This window comes from Roseibium sp. RKSG952 (assembly GCF_009711355.1).
Window position 1 is genome coordinate 54,179 of sequence record NZ_SMMF01000941.1, and the last position, 20,430, is coordinate 74,608.

Annotated in this window: 19 protein-coding genes; 14 read left to right on the forward strand and 5 right to left on the reverse strand. The window is 56.8% G+C overall.

Annotation, left to right across the window (positions count from 1 at the left end):
• Together E1297_RS28505 and radC are read left to right on the forward strand one after the other, a co-directional pair.
• Nucleotides 1–754 (forward strand): ABC transporter permease (locus E1297_RS28505; RefSeq protein WP_209016042.1); only part of this gene is annotated, 754 nt, incomplete at its 5' end.
• Between the two features lie 35 nt (nt 755–789).
• Nucleotides 790–1,545 (forward strand): DNA repair protein RadC, encoded by a 756-nt coding sequence (radC, locus tag E1297_RS28510; protein WP_155144222.1) that lies wholly within the window; start codon nt 790–792, stop codon nt 1,543–1,545.
• Between the two features lie 3 nt (nt 1,546–1,548).
• Here the strand turns inward: radC and E1297_RS28515 are convergent, their stop codons facing one another.
• The 3 genes from E1297_RS28515 to secA all read right to left on the reverse strand — a co-directional run bounded on the left by E1297_RS28515 (nt 1,549) and on the right by secA (nt 6,859).
• Nucleotides 1,549–3,078: a phosphate ABC transporter substrate-binding/OmpA family protein gene (locus E1297_RS28515; RefSeq protein WP_209016043.1), complete on the reverse strand. Its 1,530-nt coding sequence runs from the start codon at nt 3,076–3,078 to the stop codon at nt 1,549–1,551.
• Nucleotides 3,079–3,129: 51 nt separating this feature from the next.
• Nucleotides 3,130–4,053 (reverse strand): hypothetical protein, encoded by a 924-nt coding sequence (locus E1297_RS28520; RefSeq protein ID WP_155144225.1) that lies wholly within the window; start codon nt 4,051–4,053, stop codon nt 3,130–3,132.
• 100 nt (nt 4,054–4,153) lie between these two features.
• Nucleotides 4,154–6,859 (reverse strand): preprotein translocase subunit SecA, encoded by a 2,706-nt coding sequence (gene secA, locus E1297_RS28525; protein WP_155144227.1) that lies wholly within the window; start codon nt 6,857–6,859, stop codon nt 4,154–4,156.
• Between the two features lie 176 nt (nt 6,860–7,035).
• Here secA and E1297_RS28530 point away from each other — a divergent pair, with 176 nt between their 5' ends.
• From E1297_RS28530 to mutT, 3 genes are read left to right on the forward strand one after another with little or no spacing between them, the layout of a single operon-like run.
• Entirely contained in the window at nt 7,036–7,884 is an 849-nt protein-coding gene (locus E1297_RS28530; RefSeq protein WP_155144229.1) for a peptidylprolyl isomerase, read from the forward strand.
• A gap of 5 nt (nt 7,885–7,889) precedes the next feature.
• Nucleotides 7,890–9,116, forward strand: a complete 1,227-nt coding sequence (argJ, locus tag E1297_RS28535; RefSeq protein WP_368669715.1) for a bifunctional glutamate N-acetyltransferase/amino-acid acetyltransferase ArgJ — start codon at nt 7,890–7,892, stop codon at nt 9,114–9,116.
• Complete coding sequence (gene mutT / locus E1297_RS28540; protein WP_368669716.1) at nt 9,113–9,511, forward strand: 8-oxo-dGTP diphosphatase MutT; 399 nt, start codon at nt 9,113–9,115, stop codon at nt 9,509–9,511. The genes argJ and mutT overlap by 4 nt, the downstream gene beginning before the upstream one ends.
• 132 nt (nt 9,512–9,643) lie before the next feature.
• On the opposite strand, the gene E1297_RS28545 is transcribed toward mutT, so the two are convergent.
• Nucleotides 9,644–10,018: a hypothetical protein gene (locus E1297_RS28545; protein WP_155144233.1), complete on the reverse strand. Its 375-nt coding sequence runs from the start codon at nt 10,016–10,018 to the stop codon at nt 9,644–9,646.
• Between the two features lie 464 nt (nt 10,019–10,482).
• On the opposite strand from E1297_RS28545, the gene E1297_RS28550 reads away from it, so the two are divergent.
• The 9 genes from E1297_RS28550 to E1297_RS28590 all read left to right on the forward strand — a co-directional run bounded on the left by E1297_RS28550 (nt 10,483) and on the right by E1297_RS28590 (nt 19,503).
• Nucleotides 10,483–12,456, forward strand: a complete 1,974-nt coding sequence (locus E1297_RS28550) for an AMP-binding protein (protein ID WP_155144235.1) — start codon at nt 10,483–10,485, stop codon at nt 12,454–12,456.
• Between the two features lie 78 nt (nt 12,457–12,534).
• Nucleotides 12,535–13,353, forward strand: coding sequence for an ABC transporter ATP-binding protein (locus tag E1297_RS28555; protein ID WP_155144237.1), 819 nt, complete (start codon nt 12,535–12,537; stop codon nt 13,351–13,353).
• Between the two features lie 29 nt (nt 13,354–13,382).
• On the forward strand, nt 13,383–14,369 hold the full coding sequence (locus E1297_RS28560; RefSeq protein ID WP_155144239.1) for a branched-chain amino acid ABC transporter permease: 987 nt from the start codon (nt 13,383–13,385) through the stop codon (nt 14,367–14,369).
• Complete coding sequence (locus tag E1297_RS28565; protein WP_155144241.1) at nt 14,370–14,624, forward strand: hypothetical protein; 255 nt, start codon at nt 14,370–14,372, stop codon at nt 14,622–14,624.
• Nucleotides 14,621–14,878, forward strand: coding sequence for a hypothetical protein (locus E1297_RS28570; RefSeq protein WP_155144243.1), 258 nt, complete (start codon nt 14,621–14,623; stop codon nt 14,876–14,878). The genes E1297_RS28565 and E1297_RS28570 overlap by 4 nt, the downstream gene beginning before the upstream one ends.
• 3 nt (nt 14,879–14,881) lie before the next feature.
• Nucleotides 14,882–15,958 (forward strand): branched-chain amino acid ABC transporter permease, encoded by a 1,077-nt coding sequence (locus tag E1297_RS28575; RefSeq protein ID WP_155144245.1) that lies wholly within the window; start codon nt 14,882–14,884, stop codon nt 15,956–15,958.
• A gap of 75 nt (nt 15,959–16,033) precedes the next feature.
• A complete protein-coding gene (locus E1297_RS28580; protein ID WP_155144246.1) occupies nt 16,034–17,317 on the forward strand; it encodes an ABC transporter substrate-binding protein in 1,284 nt (427 codons plus the stop codon).
• 115 nt (nt 17,318–17,432) lie between these two features.
• Complete coding sequence (locus tag E1297_RS28585) at nt 17,433–18,266, forward strand: ABC transporter ATP-binding protein (RefSeq protein WP_155144248.1); 834 nt, start codon at nt 17,433–17,435, stop codon at nt 18,264–18,266.
• Between the two features lie 19 nt (nt 18,267–18,285).
• A complete protein-coding gene (locus E1297_RS28590; protein WP_155144250.1) occupies nt 18,286–19,503 on the forward strand; it encodes a phenylacetate--CoA ligase family protein in 1,218 nt (405 codons plus the stop codon).
• Here the strand turns inward: E1297_RS28590 and E1297_RS28595 are convergent.
• Nucleotides 19,494–20,390 carry a LysR family transcriptional regulator gene (locus tag E1297_RS28595; RefSeq protein WP_196223426.1) on the reverse strand — a complete coding sequence of 299 codons (897 nt, stop codon included), beginning with the start codon at nt 20,388–20,390 and terminating at the stop codon, nt 19,494–19,496. The two genes, E1297_RS28590 and E1297_RS28595, sit on opposite strands and share 10 nt — an antisense overlap.
• Nucleotides 20,391–20,430 lie beyond the last annotated feature (40 nt).

The window sequence follows — 20,430 nt, forward strand, 5'->3', positions numbered from 1 at the left end:
TGTTGCGAGAGGAAGCCGCGTGAAATACCTTTCCGCCCTTGCAGCAACCTTGTTTGCCCTTGGCGTGTGGCAGGCGATTGTCAGCCTGACGGGTTTGCCCAAGTTTATTCTGCCCGGCCCCGCGCTTGTGGCCGAGACTTGGTGGCAGAATCGCTGGTTGATCGCGGAACACACCTGGATCACGGCGGTCGAGGTTCTGATTGGACTGGCCTGCGGAACATTTCTGGGTGTGATCACTGCGTTGCAGCTGGCAAATTCACGGGCTGCGCGCGTTCTGGTCCAGCCCATGTTGGTATTTACGCAAGCATTGCCAGTCTTTGCGCTGGCGCCGCTACTGACACTGTGGCTGGGCTATGGCCTCTGGTCCAAGGTCGCGATGGCGGTGTTGATCATCTATTTTCCGATCACCTCATCATTCTTTGACGGATTGATGCGGACGCCCGCCGGATATCTGGATCTTGCGCGGACAATGCAGGCCAGTTCACGCTCGGTATTGTGGCATATTCGGATACCTGCTGCGTTACCCTCACTCGCCTCTGGTATGCGGCTGGCGGCGGTCTACGCGCCAATCGGTGCCGTGATTGGTGAATGGGTCGGATCATCGCAAGGGCTGGGTTATCTGATGCTGCTGGCCAATGGCCGCGCCAAGACCGATCTGATGTTTGCCGCGATGCTGACACTGGGTGTGTTTTCCATTGTCCTGCACATGCTTGTACGCCACGCAACAGCTCGTATGGCAGGTGAGGCCCATTAACCAATCGGAAACCTATTCTGAGCCAGTCTGAGCGCATGACTCAGGACGCCTTTGCCGAAGCCCCGATGCTGTTTGAAAGTGACGAAGCCCCGGTGGCGCCGCTGCCCTCGGGTCGATTACCGTCTTATATCAAGGACCATCGTAAACGCCTGCGTGAACGCTTCATGTCGGGTGGATCTGCGGCGATGCCGGATTATGAGCTGTTGGAGCTTGTGTTGTTTCGTTCGATCCCCCGGCAGGACGTGAAGCCACTGGCCCGGGCGTTGCTGGATGCGTTTGGCGATTTCAACCGCGTGCTGACCGCACCCGAAGAGCGGCTGCGCCAGATCAAGGGGGTGGGTGACACGGTGATCACCGACCTGAAGATACTTGAGGCCTGCGCCCACCGCATGGCCCGCGCGCGGGTGATGCAACGCCATGTGATTTCGGGTTGGGATGCGCTTCTGGACTATTGCCACACCACAATGGCGCATCGCGAAACCGAACAATTCCGGGTGTTCTATCTGGATCGCAAGAACGTTCTGATCGAGGATGAAGAACAGGCCAAGGGTACGGTGGACCATGTGCCCGTTTATCCGCGAGAGGTGGCGAAACGCGCTTTGGAACTGAATGCCTCAGCCCTGATCCTGGTGCACAATCATCCCTCAGGCGATCCGACGCCGTCACAATCGGATATCGATATGACAAACCGTATTCAGGACGCCTGTACGGCGCTGGGGCTGACCCTGCATGATCACCTGATTATCGGAAAATCAACTGAATTGAGTTTCAGGTCGCAAGGCTATCTATAGCGGTCACTCGACCCAGATCTCGACCCTACGATTGACCTTCCGGCCCCAATCCGTGTCATCGCAGGCCATGGGCATGGCTTCGCCGAACCCTTCGACATCGATTTCGACACTTTCCGGAACTGCAGTTTCAACGGCATTCAGTACCGCATTCCGCACGGTCTGAGCGCGGCGAAGCGCGATGCGTGCATTGGCCGAGGCCGCACCGTCCCCGTCACTGAAACCCACAAAGATCAGCTTGCGCGCATCAAACGTCCCGCTTTCAAGCGCCTGCGCGAGGTGCTGAATGTTTGAGCGTGATTGTGCATCGGGTCGGGATGAGCCCGTTTCGAACCGAAAGGATAGCGAAAGGCGCGACAAGGGCCTTAGCGTTTCGATCATCCGCTGCAGCTCTTCCATGCCCACTTCGGCCCCGCCAGCGGTGATGGCGTTTGCCAACCGATCCCCTTGCAATCCGATGCGGATTGTTTCGGGTGACTGATCAACAAACCCGGCTTGCCGGATCACCATCTGCGCCTCGGCGCTTTGAGTGTAGGCCAGAAACTGCCGGACAATCTTTGGCAGCCGGCGTTGCGGCAAATACATGAACATCGGTGACGTCAGAGGATAATCCTCGGTTTTGATCGATTGCCGTGTTGCCGTCAGAGCGTATCCGCAGCCGCCAGATAAAGGCAAAGCTTGCGCCGGACCAACCCCGGCATGACTGGCGATACCAATGGCAAAGGGGTCATCTGCTACGGCTTTCACCAGATCGCTACTGCGGGCGTGCCGTTCGATAACCACCTCAAGCAGCGCATCGGCAGAGACTAACAGCAAATCTTCTGCGGCCTGCGCAAGTCCACCACCCGCATCCGGCAGATGCAACGCAATTGGCGCATCCGGCCCGCCCAGCTCTGCCCAATTTGTGACCTCACCGGCAAAGACCCGCGCCAAGTCGCTTGGCAGAATCTGACGGATCGGATTTTCCCTTGATACAACGGGGACCATGGCATCCAGTGCCAGGACCCGCGATCGGCGAGGCCGGGTTAGATCACCAATCCCAGCCTCTTGAGCTGCTTCATTTTCCTCAGGGCGGATTTCGCGCAAGGCCATGACGATGTCAGCCTCATCCCCGATCAGGTCAGCGAAACCTCGCGCGGTGTTTCCAGCGTGAAATGTCAGGCGACCCAGCGGAGCATGACGCCCTGGCTGTTGCAGTGCGTAGACAAATAGACCTTCCTCTAAATCCGTGCGGTCCGTCTCCAGACCTTCTTGTCGGGCGAAGCCTTCGATCAAGGCAGGCATCAGAGCGTCAGCTATGACCGAGGAACCCGAAAAACTGACCTCAGCAACAAAATCGATGAGATTGGGACAGGCGAGACCATCACAGGTGACACCGGATCCATCCACGGTCAATTCGCCAAATTGCGTATCAACGCGATAAAACTCGCCATCATAGCTTAACAGATTGCCTGTGACCTCGACCTTACCGTCGTGTGAGGTCAGGGTAATGTCCTGCGCCGCGACACCTGCAGCGCCTGCAAAAAACGACAACATCGTAGTTGCCGCGCGAAGAAAATACATAGGGGACCGTTAAACTGCCTGCGGTTACTTTGCCGCGATTTTCAGGTCTTCGAACAGATTATTCAACACCAGAAAATTCTGGTCTGCGGAACAATCCGGCATCGGCAGTGTCAGGTCACGCGACCGCAGACGGCGATCCGCGCGGATTTCCAGCGATTGAACGCTCAGTTTTCGCCCGCAATTTGCCTCTGTCACTTCTGCTTCGACGGTCAGTGCGATCTCACCGTTCTGATCCGTTTGACCGGCCGGAAAGGTGTATAGTTCGACATTGTGTGCACTTGTTGAGCCTGCGATACCCAAGTGAACCACATTACCTACACCCTCAGCTTTCGGGTTTGCCCAGACATGCCCAGCCTCGCCATAGCTTGCGCCAAACTCCAATGCATGTAGCTGAAGCTCGGTGTTTCCCCGCCATTGCAGGGCAACGCGGTTGTATGCCGCGAAATCCGGGACGTGAGTTGTGGCGACTGTTCCGGCATTGTCCTCGAAGGAAATCAGGAAAATCGCATATTCGGAAAGCACCGGGATGGTCAGGTCAATACGGCCGTCCTCATCTGTCCTGGCTGTGAATGTCATTCCGCTGTGGTGAAGCTCGACATTCTGGCTGGGCTTACAGGGGGCCTTTAAGGTCAATCGGGCAGCGGCCTGCGGTGCGGCGACTGCGCGTGCGCTCAGATTACAGTCTACCTGCTGTTGAGGGTCTGTAGGCTTGGCGCGAAGTGTTCGGTTTGCCGGGGATGTCACTGAACTCTCAGTGTCTGCCGGTGAAGAAGAGGTCAGAACAACACTTTCGAGTCCGGGGATTACAGAGCTTTCGTTTGTCACCGAGGCATGTTGAATGGTCGCGCCTTTGTGTTGCGCGTTCGGACCGTTCTGCATCAGGTAACCAATCGCAAGAGCACAGGCCACTGTGCCACAGGTGGTCACGTAGTTCTTAATGACAAACAAGACACCCTCCCCAGTTGAAGGAGCGAGTCGCAATTTCATTAACAATCGCGGCCAATATGTGGCCGCGACGCGGAGTCATTGTGTCCGCGGTTGGGTGACGTTAGGTCAGCCTACCGTGGCAGTGTTTGAACTTCTTACCCGAACCGCAGGGACATTTGTCATTGCGTGACGGGTTACCCCAGGTATCAGGGTCATCTTCGACAAAACCCGGGCGCGGATCACCCGAAGCTTCGGCCTCGGCCACGGCTTCGGCCTGATCGGTAGCCTCTTTGATCTGCGCCTGCTGTGACGCCATCTGAGCCATCATTTCGCGCTGTTCTTCTTCGGACAGCGGGCGAACACGGGCCAGTTGCTGGGTCACAGTTTCCCGCAGGCCTTCCAGCATCGATTCAAACAGCTGGAAGCTTTCGGTCTTGTATTCATTCAGCGGATCACGCTGAGCGTAACCGCGGAATCCAACAACCGAGCGCAGATGCTCGAGCGTCAGCAGATGCTCGCGCCATTTGCCGTCAATGGTCTGCAACAACACCTGTTTTTCGATGTTGCGCATGTTTTCCGGGCCGAAAGCGACGGCTTTTTGCGCCATCATATCGTCAGTGGTCTTGATGAGGCGTTCGCGAATTTCTTCGTCATCAACACCTTCTTCGGCAGCCCAGTCTTGAACCGGGACATCCATGTTCAGCTTGTCTTTGATCGCTTCATGCAGACCATCGGTATCCCACTGATCCGCATAGGTCTTTGGTGGCATGTACTGATCGATCAGGTCATCGATCACCTGTTCGCGCATATCCGATGCAATATCCGACAGATCGTCCGCCGACATGATCTCGCGGCGCTGGTTAAAGATCACCTTCCGCTGGTCGTTCATGACATCGTCGAACTTCAGAACGTTCTTACGCATGTCAAAGTTGCGACCTTCGACCTTGGCCTGAGCGCGCTCAAGCGACTTGTTCACCCATGGGTGAATGATTGCTTCGCCCTCTTTCATGCCCAGGGTGGTCAGGACCTTGTCCAGACGTTCCGAGCCGAAGATACGCATCAGGTCATCTTCGAGGCTCAGATAAAAGATGGTGCGGCCGGGGTCGCCCTGACGGCCCGAGCGGCCACGCAGCTGGTTGTCGATCCGGCGGCTTTCGTGACGTTCCGAGGCCATGACGTAGAGGCCACCGGCCTCCAGTACTTTTTGCTTTTCTTCTGCGTGGCGGGCTTCTTCCTGGGCGCGCAGTTCCGCCGGATCTGCATCTGGGTTTTCGGCCAGCGCCTGCAGGACTTTCATTTCCACATTGCCGCCCAGCTGAATGTCGGTTCCGCGACCGGCCATGTTGGTCGCGATTGTAACCGCACCCAGACGACCGGCATCTGCCACGATCTGCGCTTCCTGCTCGTGCTGACGGGCGTTCAGAACGTTGTGCTCGATGCCTTCTTTGACCAGCAATTGACTCAGCAGCTCAGATTTTTCGATTGATGTGGTACCCAGCAATACCGGTTGCCCTTTTTCAGAGGCTTTCTTGGTTTGCTTGATCATCGCATCGTATTTTTCGGCAGCGGTACGATACACCTGATCGTTTCGGTCTTCACGCGCGATTGGTTTGTTGGTCGGAACCTCGACTACGCCCAGGCCGTAGATTTCGGCAAACTCTTCTGCCTCGGTGAGCGCGGTGCCTGTCATGCCGCCTAGTTTATCGTAGAGGCGGAAGTAGTTCTGGAACGTCACGCTGGCCAGTGTCACGTTTTCGGGCTGAATCTGCACGCCTTCCTTGGCCTCGATCGCCTGATGCAAGCCCTCGGACAGGCGGCGGCCCGGCATCATGCGACCAGTGAATTCGTCAATCAGAATGACGTTCCCATCGCGCACGATATAATCCTTGTCGCGCTGAAACATCTTGTGCGCGCGCAGGCCTTGGTTGACGTGGTGCACGACAGTTGTGCTTTCGGGGTCATACAGCGAATGGCCTTCGGGCAGCAGTCCCGCATCCAGCAATTGCTGTTCGAGGAATTCGTTGCCTTCGTCGGTGAAGGTCACGTTGCGGGATTTTTCGTCCAGCGTGAAATGATCATCCTGAAGCAAGGGGATCAGGGCGTCGATGGCCGTGTAAAGGTCCGAACGGTCCTGCGACGGGCCCGAGATGATCAGAGGTGTCCGCGCTTCATCGATCAGGATCGAGTCCACCTCGTCCACGATCGCGAAGTTGTGGTACTTTTGGTAGATCTCGGCCAGATCCGCCTTCATATTGTCGCGCAGATAGTCGAAGCCCAGCTCGTTGTTGGTCGCATAAGTGACGTCACACGCGTATGCAGCCTTCTTTTCGGCATCAGGCTGGCCGGACCAGATCACACCGGTGGTCATACCGACGGCGGCAAACACCTTGCCCATCCATTCCGAGTCACGCTTGGCCAGGTATTCGTTGACCGTCACCACGTGCACGCCCTTGCCCGTCAGCGCATTCAGATAGGCGGGGAAGGTGGCGACCAGCGTCTTGCCTTCACCCGTTTTCATTTCCGAGATGTTGCCCTGATGCAGGAATGTACCGCCCATCAGCTGCACATCAAAGGCGCGCAGGCCCAGCGCTCGCTTTGCACCCTCGCGGACGTTGGCAAAGGCTTCGGGCAGCAGAGCGTCCAGGCTTTCGCCGTCCAGCGCACGTTTGCGCAGCTCTTCGGTCTTTTCGATCAGGCCCTCGTCGGACAGTTTCTCGAACTCGGGCTCCAGCGCGTTGATCTTTTCGATCAGGGGGCGGGTCGCCTTGATCTTGCGGTCGTTCGGTGTTCCGAACACCTTTTTGGCGAGCGTTCCGAGTCCCAGCATGTTCACTCCAGCGGATCTGTTCTTGTCTTGGTTGCGACAGGCTTGCCCACCTTGCGCGCAACCCATAGATACGGGGGGTGAAAGGCGGCCCTGTCCAAGGCTTCAAGGCGATGTAAGCGGCAGGTTCCAGAGTGTCAACGCCACGCCCCGTCGCGGCAAGAAAATAGGATGATTCAATGCCAAAAGGCCTCACTTTTTTGCCATCGCTCGCTCTCGCTGCTGTGATGGCACTGCCTGTTGTCGCCGAAACCAAGCCTGATGTGGACACCGTCGTGGCACGGGTCAACGGTGATGAAATCACACTGGGTCACGTCATCGCCACCGCTGCCGCTCTGCCGCCGCAGTATCAGCAACTGGAAGATGATGTGCTCTACGAGTTCATCCTGGAACAGCTGGTGCAACAGCAGTTGCTGGGCCAGCAGCAGGATGGCCTGTCGGCCCTGAACGAACTGGCGCTGGAAAACGAAACACGTTCGCTTCGGGCAGTTCAGACCGTCAACGAGGTTACCGAGGCCACCGTGACCGATGAGGCGATCCAGGCGGCCTATGACGCACAGTTCGCTGATTTCGAGGGTGAGGATGAGTTCAATGCCAGCCATATTCTGGTAGAAACCGAAGAAGAGGCGAAAGAGCTCAAGTCGCAATTGGACGACGGTGCCGATTTTGCTGAACTGGCAAAGGAAAAATCCACAGGTCCCTCCGGCCCCAATGGCGGTTCGCTGGGTTGGTTCGGTAAGGGACAGATGGTTCCGGAATTCGAACAGGCCGTTGTTGCGTTGGAGAAAGACAATGTATCCGACCCCGTTCAAACTCAATTCGGCTGGCATGTCGTCAAACTGAATGACAAGCGAAAGTCCGAAGCTCCTGAACTGGCGGTGGTTCGCGAAGAGCTTGCCCAGACCATTCGTCAGGATGCAATTCAGGCCCGGATTGATGAATTGACCCAGCAGGCACAGATCGAACGCCCCGCTCTTGAAGGCACTGGCCCCGAGGTCATTCGCCAGCTGGACCTGATTCAGGAGTAACTCTCGTGGCCACGATCACCAAGGTTTCACCGCTTGCACCAGCGGCTTTCCCCGAATTGCCGGTTATTGACGGCGTGCGCTTTGCCACTGTCGAGGCAGGTGTGCGCTATCTGGGCCGCACGGATGTCATGCTGGCGGTCATGGACCCGGGCACATCGGTGGCCGGTGTGTTTACCCGATCAGCGACCCGGGCGGCTCCGGTGCTGGATTGTCAGGAAAAGATCGGCGGCTCCAGCGAGGGGCCAGCGGCGATCCTTGTGAATTCGGGCAACGCCAATGCGTTTACAGGGCATTACGGTCAGAACTCGGTCGCTGAAGTGACGCAGGCCGTGTCTTCGGTTACTGGTGTGGCTGTGGATCGCGTATTCACCTCATCCACCGGGGTGATCGGCGAGCCGCTGCCGCATGAACGCATTGTGGCTCAGCTGGATGTGCTGAACGGCGCCCTGCAAGATGACAAGCTCGAAGACGCTGCACGTGCCATCATGACAACGGATACCTTCCCGAAAGGCGCCAGCGCACAGGTCGAGATAGACGGTAAAACAGTCTCTATTTCGGGGATTGCTAAGGGTTCCGGCATGATCGCGCCAGATATGGCAACGATGCTGGTCTACATCTTCACGGATGCCAAAGTTGACCAATCGGCACTGCAGGCCATGCTGGGCGCCCATACGGATCGGACGTTCAACTGCATCACTGTAGACAGCGATACATCGACCTCGGACAGCCTGTTGCTGTGTGCGACCGGTGCGTCGGGTGTTGATGCAACAGACAACGCCGATTTCGCCGATGCATTGGAAGGCGTCATGCTGGATCTGGCCCAGCAGGTGGTACGCGACGGTGAGGGCGCAACAAAGTTCGTGGAAATCCGGGTGACAGGAGCGGTCTCGGGCGCTGATGCAAAGGTGCATGGGCTGGCGATCGCGAACTCTCCACTGGTCAAGACCGCAATCGCAGGTGAAGATCCGAACTGGGGTCGGGTGGTCATGGCGATCGGTAAATCGGGAGCTGCAGCCGACCGAGATCTGCTGAGCATTTCGTTCGGTGACATTCTGGTGGCCGAAAAGGGTTGGGTCAGCCCTGATTATCGTGAGGAAGATGCCGCGGAATACATGAAGGGTCAGAACCTGATGATCACCGTTGATCTAGGTTTGGGGGACGGAGAATCCACTGTCTGGACCTGCGACCTGACCCACGGCTACATCGAAATCAACGCGGATTACCGGTCGTGAAGACAGTTCTTGTATCCGCCGTCGCCCTGATCGATATCGAAGGCCGGGTGCTGTTAGCGCAACGCCCGGAGGGTAAATCCATGGCTGGCCTGTGGGAATTCCCTGGTGGCAAGATCGAACCCGGCGAAACGCCCGAAGCCGCGCTGGTCCGCGAATTGCATGAGGAACTGGGTATCGATACCTGGGCCTCTTGCCTCGCCCCGCTGACCTTCGCCAGCCACAGCTATGACGATTTTCACTTGCTGATGCCGCTGTTTGCCTGCCGCAAGTGGGAGGGTATTCCGCAATCCAAGGAAGGGCAGGCACTCAAATGGGCGCGTGCGAATGAGTTGCGGAATTATCCCATGCCTGCTGCTGACGTGCCACTGATCCCGATTTTGCGGGATTGGTTGTAGGCTTGGGTTGGGGCGGGCTTTTCGGAAATCTGTCTGAGTAACAACATGCGATGGGCAACAAACCCGATTCTGCATGTTTCCTTGAATTGGTTTGCCCGCCTTAATTGGATGGAAAATTCACTCAGTGTTTGATCACGCGAATGTTTGTGGCGCTCTACCAGAGTTCGATGATTGAGGTACTAAGAATATCGAAATCATTGCCGATAAGGCGAACCAAAGCTGCGTTGCAACAATAATCAGCAACCCTATGTTGCCCAATAGGGGTATGCCCGACCCAGCAGGGCTACTGTCAGTGAATGCCGCGAATACGAACACCAGAAGCCCCAAAGCCCAGCCAATGCCAGCTATCCAGAACCTGCGAATTTGTTGGTCGTAAACAACTTTGTAACCTGGATCAGTCTTGCGCCAAGAATAAGCTAAACTAACTGCAATGAATGAGGTCAAAAGCGCGACGAGGCTTGCGGCATAAAGCGCCCAAATAATTGTAGGCTTTGTTTTGGATGACATGTGGCCCTCTAAGATTTTTTTGAATTAGCTTCTTGCTAGTGGGGCTTGAACAGGCCGTTTTTTGGACTGCTTCGCGCCATTTATTTGACGGCCTTCCAAAGAGAACTCTTGTCGCAAGAGGGGTGGCAGGACAACGAGTTTGCAAAACAGGTCCAAACTCCAATTCTCGACACTTCGTATCGATGCCCGACTTTTCGCTTCATATCTCAGTGAACAAGGATGCAATCAGTCCTCATGATTTATCAGGCGGCCAAGCACTCTAATCATATGGGTTGTACATCTCGTACAATTCATAAGACGGCCTCTGTATCCCTGTTACAATTCGTAAGAATTGAGAAAACATCAGGAAAAAGTTGACGCTGATCGTGTCCATGTCCCTAATCGGGGCATTGGCGTCCGGGGTTGATCCTCGGGTCCGCCGTTTCCGGCCCGGAGGAGGGGTCGGATGGGGAGGAGAAAAGAGATTGGCTCAGACGCAGTCGGGCGCCGAGGGGATGACCTCCCTTCCGGCGCTTCTACACCGCAATGTCACCCAGTTCGGGGACGCCCCGGCCTATCGGGAAAAGGAATTCGGTATCTGGCAATGCTGGACCTGGGCCGAAGCGGCTCGGGAAATCCGTGCGATTGCCCTTGGTTACCTGGAACTCGGTGTTGAGAAGGGCGACCATATCGCAGTGATCGGGCGCAATCGCCCCGCGCATTACTGGTCGATGGTCGCGGCGCAGATGGTAGGCGCGGTGCCGGTGCCGCTCTATCAGGACTCGGTTGCCGAAGAGATGGCCTATGTGCTGGAACACTGTGGTGCGAAATACGTGGTCTGCGGTGATCAGGAGCAAGTCGACAAGGTCATCGAGATTCAGGAAAACCTGCATCAGGTCAAACACATCCTCTACACTGACAAGCGCGGGATGCGGAAATACGACCACAGCCAGATGAACGCGCTTGAGGATATCATGGCCGAAGGCAGCGCCGGTCATGCCCGGTTTGACGCTGAACTGGACAAGCGCATCGCTGAGATCACTTATGACGACACCTGCGTGATGCTTTACACCTCGGGCACCACGGGCAAGCCCAAGGGCGTGGTTCTGTCGAACCGCAATGTGATCGAAAGCGCCAAGAACTCGGCCGATTTTGATCATCTGACCCGGAACGAAGACATCCTGTCCTATCTGCCGATGGCGTGGGTAGGGGATTTCATCTTCTCCATCGGGCAGGCCTATTGGTGCGGCTTCTGTGTGAACTGCCCCGAAAGCGCCGACACGATGATGACGGACCTGCGCGAGATCGGGCCGACCTATTTCTTCGCTCCGCCGCGTGTGTTCGAGACCCAGCTGACCAATGTGATGATCCGGATGGAGGACGCGGGCAAGCTGAAGCAGCGCATGTTCCACCACTTCATGGCCCATGCCAAGAAAGTTGGTGGCCTGCTGCTGGACGGCAAGCCAGTAGGCTTTGGCGACAAGCTGAAATACGCGCTGGGCAACCTGCTGGTCTATGGGCCGCTTAAGGATACGCTGGGTTATGGTCGGTTCCGTGTAGGCTATACCGCGGGCGAGGCGATTGGGCCCGAGATTTTTGATTTCTACCGCTCACTGGGCATCAACCTGAAGCAGCTTTACGGCCAGACCGAAGCCACCGTTTTCATCACAGTGCAACCGGATGGAGAAGTGCGGGCCGATACGGTTGGTGTTCCTGCACCCGATGTAGAGTTGAAAATCGATGACAGTGGCGAGATTCACTACCGCTCGCCCGGCGTTTTCGTCGAGTACTACAATAACCCGGATTCAACGGCCTCGACCAAGGATGCCGAGGGTTGGGTGGCGACTGGCGATGCCGGATTTATCGAGGAAAGCTCGGGCCATTTGCGGATCATCGACCGCGCCAAGGATGTTGGTAAAATGGCCGATGGCTCAATGTTCGCGCCGAAATACGTCGAGAATAAGCTGAAGTTCTATCCCGACATTCTTGAGGTCGTGCTGTTTGGAAACGGCAAGGACCGCTGCGTGGCCTTCATCAATATCGACCTGACCGCGGTTGGTAACTGGGCCGAGCGTAACAATGTGGCCTATGCGTCTTATCAGGAACTGGCGGGACATCCCCGCGTGTTAGAGACGATTCGCAGCCATGTTGAAGCGGTGAACAAATCCGTTGCCGCAGATGAGATGCTGTCGGGTTGTCAGGTCCACCGCTTCGTTGTGCTGCACAAAGAGTTGGATGCTGACGATGGCGAGATGACCCGGACCCGCAAGGTGCGTCGTCGGTTTGTCGAGGAGAAGTTTCAGGACATCATCGACGCGCTTTACGATGGGTCCGAGACGATCTCGACCACAACCGAAGTCACCTATGAAGATGGGCGCAAGGGATCAATCAGCGCTAAGCTTGAGATTGTAGATGCACCGGTTGTCCCGGTTGTTCAGCACAAGGTGGCCGCGGAATGAGGGCCGGTCATGCGCCGTTCGACCTGCGGTCATCACCCCGCCCACCGTCCCGTTTTTGCGTAAGTCAGGGAGTGACTGATGCTGGATAACTCCGAAGGATATGTCACCGAAGATGGTCGCAAGATTGGCGGCGTGGTGATGGAGATGAAAAACATCACTCTGCGCTTTGGCGGTGTGGTGGCGATCAAGGATATCTCGTTCGACATTCGTGAGGGTGAGATCCGCGCCATCATTGGGCCGAACGGGGCTGGCAAGTCCTCCATGCTGAACGTGATCTCGGGATTTTATGTCCCGCAGGAGGGCGAGGTCTGGTTCCACGGATCAAAGCGCCCGCCGATGCGACCCTATGAAGTGGCGCGGCAGGGCATTGCACGGACGTTCCAGAACATCGCCTTGTTTGAAGGCATGAGCGTTTTGGACAACGTGATGACCGGTCGTCTGAACTTCATGAAGACCAACATCTTTCAGCAAGCCTTGTGGAAGGGCAAAGCCGAGGCAGAAGAGGTTGCGAACCGTGAAGCCGTTGAGAAGATCATCGACTTCCTCGAAATCCAGCATATCCGAAAAACGCCGGTCTCGCGGCTGCCTTACGGTCTCAAGAAGCGGGTCGAACTGGCGCGCGCGCTGGCGGCGGAACCCAAGCTGCTGCTTCTGGATGAACCGATGGCCGGCATGAACGTCGAAGAGAAAGAGGACATGAGCCGCTTTATCCTCGACGTGAATGACGAGTTTGGAACCACGATTGCGCTGATCGAGCACGACATGGGCGTGGTGATGGACCTGAGCGACCGCGTTGTCGTGATGGATTACGGCAAGAAGATTGGTGACGGCACGCCGGATGAGGTGCGCAGCAATCAGGAGGTCATCGACGCCTATCTGGGGGTCAGCCATGACTAAAGGCCGGACAGAATTGGGGAGGGGCTGACATGCCTGAACAACTCGTATTTGCGATGGAAGTCATCCTCAACGGTCTGATGGCCGGGGTGCTTTATGCGCTGGTCGCGCTGGGCTTTGTGCTGATCTACAAGGCGTCGGGGATTTTTAATTATGCACAGGGTGTTATGGCCCTGTTCGCCGCCATGACACTGGTTGGGATCATGAACGGGCAGGTGCCGTTTGCGCATCTGATCAACGCGATCCTTGGCACTCATGTCCACTATTTTGGTTGGAACGTCCCGGCTTTGCTGGCGATCATTCTGACGATGGCGGTCATGGTGCTGCTGGCCTGGGCAGTGCAGCGTTTCGTGATGCGCCATCTGGTCGGACAAGAGCCCATCATTCTGTTCATGGCGACCATTGGTCTGGCCTATTTCCTTGAAGGTGTCGCCGACCTGATGTGGGGGTCCGAGATCAAGACGCTGGATGTGGGTCTGCCGCAGGGCATCAACCTGTGGATCGACGAGACCACGTTCAACATCTTTGGCTACGGCTTTTTCATCGACAATCTGGATATCGTCGCGACGATCATCGCAGCACTGCTGGTGGCCGCGCTGGTCGCCTTCAGCCAATACACCAAGCAGGGCCGGGCGATGCGCGCGGTGGCGGATGACCACCAAGCGGCGCTGTCGGTTGGCATTTCGCTGAACTTCATCTGGATTATGGTCTGGTCGGTCGCCGGGTTTGTGGCTCTGGTTGCAGGCATCATGTGGGGCACCAAGTCGGGCGTTCAGTTCTCGCTGTCGCTGATTGCGCTCAAGGCGCTGCCAGTGCTGATGCTGGGCGGGTTTACTTCGATCCCCGGAGCCATTGTCGGCGGTCTGATCATCGGTGTGGGCGAGAAACTGTTCGAGTTCGCAATCGGCCCGCTGGTGGGCGGCGCGACTGAGAACTGGTTCGCTTATGTACTGGCGTTGATCTTTCTGGTGTTCCGGCCCCAAGGTCTCTTCGGTGAAAAAATTATCGAGAGAGTTTAGATGGATAAGCTGGAACACCTCTTCAAAACACTGCCGATTGTCTTGTTGGCCTACGGGGTCGCTCGAACATTGGGCGAGTGTTTCGAAGTGCGATTAGCCGGGGCAGGTCCTGAGCTTTATGGAGAAACTGAGTGGCAGCTGAGAATGCTGATTTACACCGCATATCTGCGGGCTTTTGACTCACTGTTCTTTTACGCCGCAATCGCTGCCGTCGTGCATTGGATGAACGTGAGAGGCAGAGGTGCTCCGGCATGACCAAGCTGATCGCCATCATCAACGTGATCGCATGGGCAGGGTTCTGGGCCTTTGGCTATATCGCCCTGACCTCGGATGATCTGACCGACAGTCAATTGACGATCGCCGCGATCCTGGCCTTTGCCGGGCTGATCATGGGGGTTCTGGCCTATCTAAAACTGGTGCGCGCCTCAGAGGCGAGCGGATACGCCAAGGGATCCAACCAACTGGACGCCGAAGCCCGCAATCGGGCGCAGGAAGAATGGGGAAAGTAAGACATGTTCTATCGTGAGGCCGGAGACTTCAAAGTCTCCTACAGGGACGACAGCCAGACTTTCCCGATCAAGTTTGACCGGTATCGCTATTATGCTGTGCTGGCAGTGGCGTTCGGGATCATTCCGTTGATCATCAACGACTATTGGGCCAATGCTCTGCTGCTGCCCTTCCTGATTTACGCCATCGCTGCAATCGGGTTGAACATTCTGGTAGGTTATTGCGGTCAGGTCAGCCTGGGTACCGGCGGTTTCATGGCTGTGGGGGCCTATGCCTGCTACAAGCTGATGACAGCGTTTCCGGATGTCAGCATGTTTATCCATGTGCTGCTTGCGGGCGGCATCACGGCGATTGTCGGCGTTCTGTTTGGCCTGCCATCGTTGCGCATCAAGGGCTTCTATCTGGCGGTTGCAACGCTGGCGGCGCAGTTCTTTCTGGTTTGGCTCTTCAACCGCGTGCCGTGGTTCTACAACTACTCGGCCTCGGGCCAGATCAACGCACCCGAGCGTGACGTGTTCGGCATCATCATTACCGGTCCGAACGCTCCGGCCTGGGCGACCTATCTGTTCTGCCTGATTTTCCTGACGCTGTGCGCCATCATCGCGCGCAACATGACGCGTGGCACCACCGGCCGTACCTGGATGGCGATCCGCGACATGGACATTGCGGCCGAGATTATCGGGGTGAACCCGCTGAGGGCCAAGCTGTCGGCCTTTGCCGTCAGTTCGTTCTTTGTCGGTATCGCGGGTGCTTTGTTCTTTGCCGTCTATCTGGGCGCGGTCGAGGTTGGCGAAGTGTTCGGTATCCAGAAATCGTTCCTGGTGCTGTTCATGGTGATCATCGGCGGTCTTGGCTCGATCTTCGGATCCTTTGCCGGTGCGGCCTTCCTTGTGCTGCTGCCTGTTGTTCTGAAGGTCGTGGGCGTTGATGTATTGGGCTGGCCCACAGATATCGTCGCACATCTGCAGTTGGTGATCGTCGGGGCCCTGATCATCATGTTCCTGATCCTCGAACCACACGGTCTGGCGCAGCTATGGCGTGTGGCCAAAGAGAAACTCAGACTCTGGCCTTTCCCCCACTAAGCGGGGCGGGCCCAACTAAAGAAAGGGTGCAAAGCCCGTAACCAACATCGGATCAATCAAGGGAGGAGACACCCGATGAACAAGAAACTGGCAACCATGGCGCTGGGCGCCCTGATGGCAGCAGGGCCGGCAATGGCCGACCTCGTGTTCCCATCGCTCAGCTACCGGACCGGGCCTTACGCAGCGGGTGGCATCCCGTTCGCAGATGGCTACGCTGACTATTTTACCCTGCTGAACGAGCGTGATGGCGGCATTGGCGGCGTCGCTGCCAAGGTGATTGAATGTGAGACCGGCTATAACACCGAAAAAGGTGTGGAGTGCTATGAATCCACCAAGGGTGAAGGCGCTCTGGTTTATCAGCCGCTTTCGACTGGTATTACCTATCAGCTGATCCCCAAAGTGACCGCAGACGGAATTCCGCTGCACACGATGGGTTATGGTCGTACCTCGGCTGCGAACGGCAAGGTGTTCAGCAACGTATTCAACTATCCAGCCAACTACTGGAACGGTGCCTCGGGTGCGATCAACCACCTTCTGGACGTCAACAATGGTGATCTGAGCGGCAAGAAAATTGCGCTGGTTTACCACAATTCTGCTTATGGCAAGGAACCGATCCGCACGCTGGAAACGCTGGCGGAAAAGCATGGTTACGAGCTGACCCTGCTGCCGGTTGACCACCCGGGTCAGGAGCAGAAGTCGCAATGGCTGCAGATTCGCCGTGAAAAGCCGGATTATGTTGTCATGTGGGGCTGGGGCGTAATGAACCAGGTCGCCGTGCAAGAGGCTGCCAACATCCGATTCCCAATGGAGAACTTCATTGGCGTCTGGTGGTCCGGTGCTGAGTTTGACGTGGAACCTGCTGGCGAAAAGGCCAATGGCTACAAAGCACTGACCTTTACCGGTCTGGGAGCCGACTATCCGGTCTATGATGATCTGAAGAAATATGTTGTCGATTCCGGCAAGGCCGCAGGTGCGGGTGATCAGCTGGGCACAGTTCAGTACAACCGCGGTCTTTATGCTGCGATGCTGGCTGCCGAAGCCGCGAAAACCGCGCAGGAAATGCATGGCACTGCCGATATCGACGCGGCGATGATGCGTGATGGCATGGAAGCGCTGGAAATGACCAATGCCAAGATGGAAGCGTTGGGCATGTCAGGCTTTGGTCCCGAGTTTACCGTGACCTGTGAAAACCACGGTGGCCCGGGCCTGGTTGGCGTCGTGCAGTGGGATGCATCGGCGAAGACCTGGAACAATGTTCAGGACTTTAAACCGACCGACACAGAAGTGATCGCAACGCTGATCGATGAAGACTCGGGCGCGTATGCGGCTGAGAACAACATCTCACCACGCTGCGAATAAGACAGGTCCGTCCCGGAGCCAATCCGGGACCACCATATTTCGGAGCGGCGGCCCGCCCGCCGTTCCACCCCCCTAACCAGCCCGGATACCGGGACAGGCACGAGGACATGCGCTGATGCTGGATGCAGCACAAACCACTGACGTGCAGGCGGAAACCCTGCTTGAGGTCAACAATATCGAGGTGATCTACAACCACGTCATCCTCGTGCTCAAGGGCGTCAGCCTGACAGTTCCCAAGGGCGGCATCACGGCCCTTCTGGGTGGCAACGGTGCTGGCAAGACAACTACGCTCAAGGCGGTCTCGAACCTGCTGCATTCAGAGCGCGGCGAGGTCACCAAAGGCACCATCAAGTATCGCGGTCAGAGTGTGCACGAAAGCGATCCGGCCGATCTGGTGGAAAAGGGTGTCATTCAAGTGATGGAGGGTCGTCATTGCTTCGAACACCTGACGGTCGAGGAAAACCTGCTGACCGGTGCCTATACCCGCAAGGATGGCAAAGCAGCGATCCAGCAGGATCTTGAGCTGGTCTACAACTACTTCCCGCGCCTTAAGGAGCGTCGCCGCTCGCAGGCGGGTTACACCTCGGGTGGTGAACAGCAGATGGTTGCGATGGGTCGCGCATTGATGTCGCGCCCCGAAACGATCCTGCTGGACGAGCCTTCGATGGGTCTGGCGCCACAGTTGGTCGAAGAGATCTTTGGCATTGTGAAAGATCTGAACGAACAGGAAGGCGTGTCTTTCCTGCTGGCTGAACAGAACACCAATGTGGCTCTGAGGTTCGCACATTACGGCTATATTCTGGAATCCGGCCGGGTGGTGATGGATGGCCCTGCCGCCGAGCTGCGCGAGAACCCCGACGTGAAAGAATTCTACCTGGGAATGTCCGAAGAGGGGCGTAAGAGTTTCCGCGACGTGCGTTCATACCGCCGCCGCAAGAGGTGGCTGTGAGCGGATGGAGGATCTGGCGATGACCTATTTCGACGCACTCGAAACCCGAACCGCAGATCAGCGTGCTGCCGATCAGGCACAGGCATTGCGCATTCAGATCGAAAGGGCGAAATCCGCACCCGGCTTTGCAACCCATTTTGCGGGGGTGGATACCGATGCAGTCACCTCGGTGGCCGATCTGCCGAAATTGCCTGTATTGCGGAAGTCCGATCTGACCAAAGCGCAGGCAACGCGCCCACCGTTTGGTGGCTTTACCGTGAAGCCAGCGCGGCATTTCCACCATGTGTTTCAATCCCCGGGTCCGATCTATGAGCCAGGCAGTACGGATCACGACTGGTGGCGGATGGGACGGTTTGTTCATGCGGCAGGCGTGGGGCCGGGCGATATCGTGCAGAACTGCTTTGGATATCACCTGACACCAGCTGGCATGATCTTTGAAAACGGCGCGCGAGCGGTGGGAGCCGCCGTTCTGCCCGCCGGAACCGGACAGACTGAACTGCAGGTCACGGCTGCCCGTGATATTGGCTGCACCGCATATGCGGGTACGCCAGATTATCTGAAGGTAATTCTGGATAAAGCCGACGAGATGGGCGTAACGCTCAGCTTTTCAAAGGCAATCGTGGGCGGCGGGGCGCTGTTCCCCAGTCTGCGACAGGACTATGCCGAAAGGGGAATCTCCTGTCTTCAATGCTACGCGACCGCTGATCTGGGCAACATCGCTTATGAAAGCGCCGCGATGGAGGGGATGATCATCGACGAACATGTGATCGTTGAGATCGTCACTCCGGGCACCGGGACGCCGGTGGCGGAAGGTGAGGTGGGTGAGGTTGTGGTGACCTCCCTGAATCCCGACTATCCGCTGATCCGTTTCGCCACCGGCGATCTGTCCGCCATCATGCCGGGTGTGTCACCCTGCGGTCGAACCAATATTCGGATCAAAGGTTGGATGGGGCGCGCCGATCAGACCACCAAGATCAAAGGTATGTTTGTTCGTCCTGAGCAGGTAGCCGCGCTGGTCGACAAGCATGACGAGATCGTCAAGGCTCGCGTCATTGCCGCGCGTCAGGGCGAAATGGATACGATGACCGTTCAGATCGAAAGCGCGGGCGGCGACGATATGGTATACGCCAAATCAGTGGTCGAAGTGCTGAAACTCAAAGGCGCGATCGAGGTCGTGGAACCCGGAACACTGCCAAAGGACGGTTTGGTGATCGAGGATCAGCGCGTCTACGAATGATTGGCTATGTCTGGGGGCGGAGAAAGTCCGCCCCAGTCAAGTTGCGACAGCCAGTGTTTCACCGCTTGGATGGCGTGCAAATGTGATTGATGTTTGTGAGACAGCAACCAGACCGGGCGCTTGGGCAAGTCCTGACCGCCCGCTGCCTTGATTCTTCGCAATCGGACATCGGTTTTACAGGCGGCAATCGGTAACAGGCTTTGACCCAACCCATTTGCAACAGCTTCGATTGCAGTATTCAGATCCGCCACCTTCAGACCCGAGGCTGACTTGAGGTCGGACTGTCCAAGCATCCAGTTCGCTTGCTCGAGATGTGCATGAGACGGCTCATACATAATCCATCTGCTCTGAGTGTCGGTTTGGTGTGGATTGGCAGCGCTTTGGTACAATCCGAATTCCAGCCAGCCGATCCGTTGCGCCAGGATATCTGATCCTCCGGTTTTTGGCGGCCCCAGACGTAGCGCCAGATCCGCCTCACGAGTGGTCAGACTCAGATTTCGGCTCTCGGGGATTAGCTCAATGGTGATTGCAGGGTGAATGTTCTGGAACCCGACAAAGGCCTGCGTAAGTATTCGATCAGTGACAACGGGCACTGCTGTAAGGCGCACAGTTCCTGTAATCATGTCGCGATCGGCGCCAAGGATCTCAGTCATTTGGCGGGTTTCGGTTTCCATGCGCAGCGCGTGCGTTACCAGTTTTTGACCTAATTCCGTCAGGCGTTGTCGCCCGGTATTGTCACGGAGCAAGAGATGTGTGGACAGAGATGCTTCCAGCCTGCGAATCCTCCGCGCGATCGTGGTTTCATCCTGACCTAGTTCGCGTGAGGCGGCGGCAAAACTGCCCTGACGATAGAGTGCGATCAGATAGCGAAGATCATCCCAGTTCATATCCTGCATTTTTGCAGGATAGATTGGCAGTCATGTGCAT

What these genes read in the sequence shown, in the direction of transcription:
- E1297_RS28530 (WP_155144229.1), top strand. Translation starts at nt 7,036, where the DNA reads ATGCCAAAAGGCCTCACTTTTTTGCCATCGCTCGCTCTCGCTGCTGTG.
- E1297_RS28580 (WP_155144246.1), top strand. Translation starts at nt 16,034, where the DNA reads ATGAACAAGAAACTGGCAACCATGGCGCTGGGCGCCCTGATGGCAGCA.
- E1297_RS28560 (WP_155144239.1), top strand. Translation starts at nt 13,383, where the DNA reads ATGCCTGAACAACTCGTATTTGCGATGGAAGTCATCCTCAACGGTCTG.
- E1297_RS28595 (WP_196223426.1), bottom strand. Translation starts at nt 20,390, where the DNA reads ATGAACTGGGATGATCTTCGCTATCTGATCGCACTCTATCGTCAGGGC.
- E1297_RS28585 (WP_155144248.1), top strand. Translation starts at nt 17,433, where the DNA reads ATGCTGGATGCAGCACAAACCACTGACGTGCAGGCGGAAACCCTGCTT.
- E1297_RS28545 (WP_155144233.1), bottom strand. Translation starts at nt 10,018, where the DNA reads ATGTCATCCAAAACAAAGCCTACAATTATTTGGGCGCTTTATGCCGCA.
- E1297_RS28570 (WP_155144243.1), top strand. Translation starts at nt 14,621, where the DNA reads ATGACCAAGCTGATCGCCATCATCAACGTGATCGCATGGGCAGGGTTC.
- E1297_RS28515 (WP_209016043.1), bottom strand. Translation starts at nt 3,078, where the DNA reads ATGTTGTCGTTTTTTGCAGGCGCTGCAGGTGTCGCGGCGCAGGACATT.
- E1297_RS28590 (WP_155144250.1), top strand. Translation starts at nt 18,286, where the DNA reads ATGACCTATTTCGACGCACTCGAAACCCGAACCGCAGATCAGCGTGCT.
- secA (WP_155144227.1), bottom strand. Translation starts at nt 6,859, where the DNA reads ATGCTGGGACTCGGAACGCTCGCCAAAAAGGTGTTCGGAACACCGAAC.
- E1297_RS28575 (WP_155144245.1), top strand. Translation starts at nt 14,882, where the DNA reads ATGTTCTATCGTGAGGCCGGAGACTTCAAAGTCTCCTACAGGGACGAC.
- radC (WP_155144222.1), top strand. Translation starts at nt 790, where the DNA reads ATGACTCAGGACGCCTTTGCCGAAGCCCCGATGCTGTTTGAAAGTGAC.
- E1297_RS28555 (WP_155144237.1), top strand. Translation starts at nt 12,535, where the DNA reads ATGCTGGATAACTCCGAAGGATATGTCACCGAAGATGGTCGCAAGATT.
- E1297_RS28565 (WP_155144241.1), top strand. Translation starts at nt 14,370, where the DNA reads ATGGATAAGCTGGAACACCTCTTCAAAACACTGCCGATTGTCTTGTTG.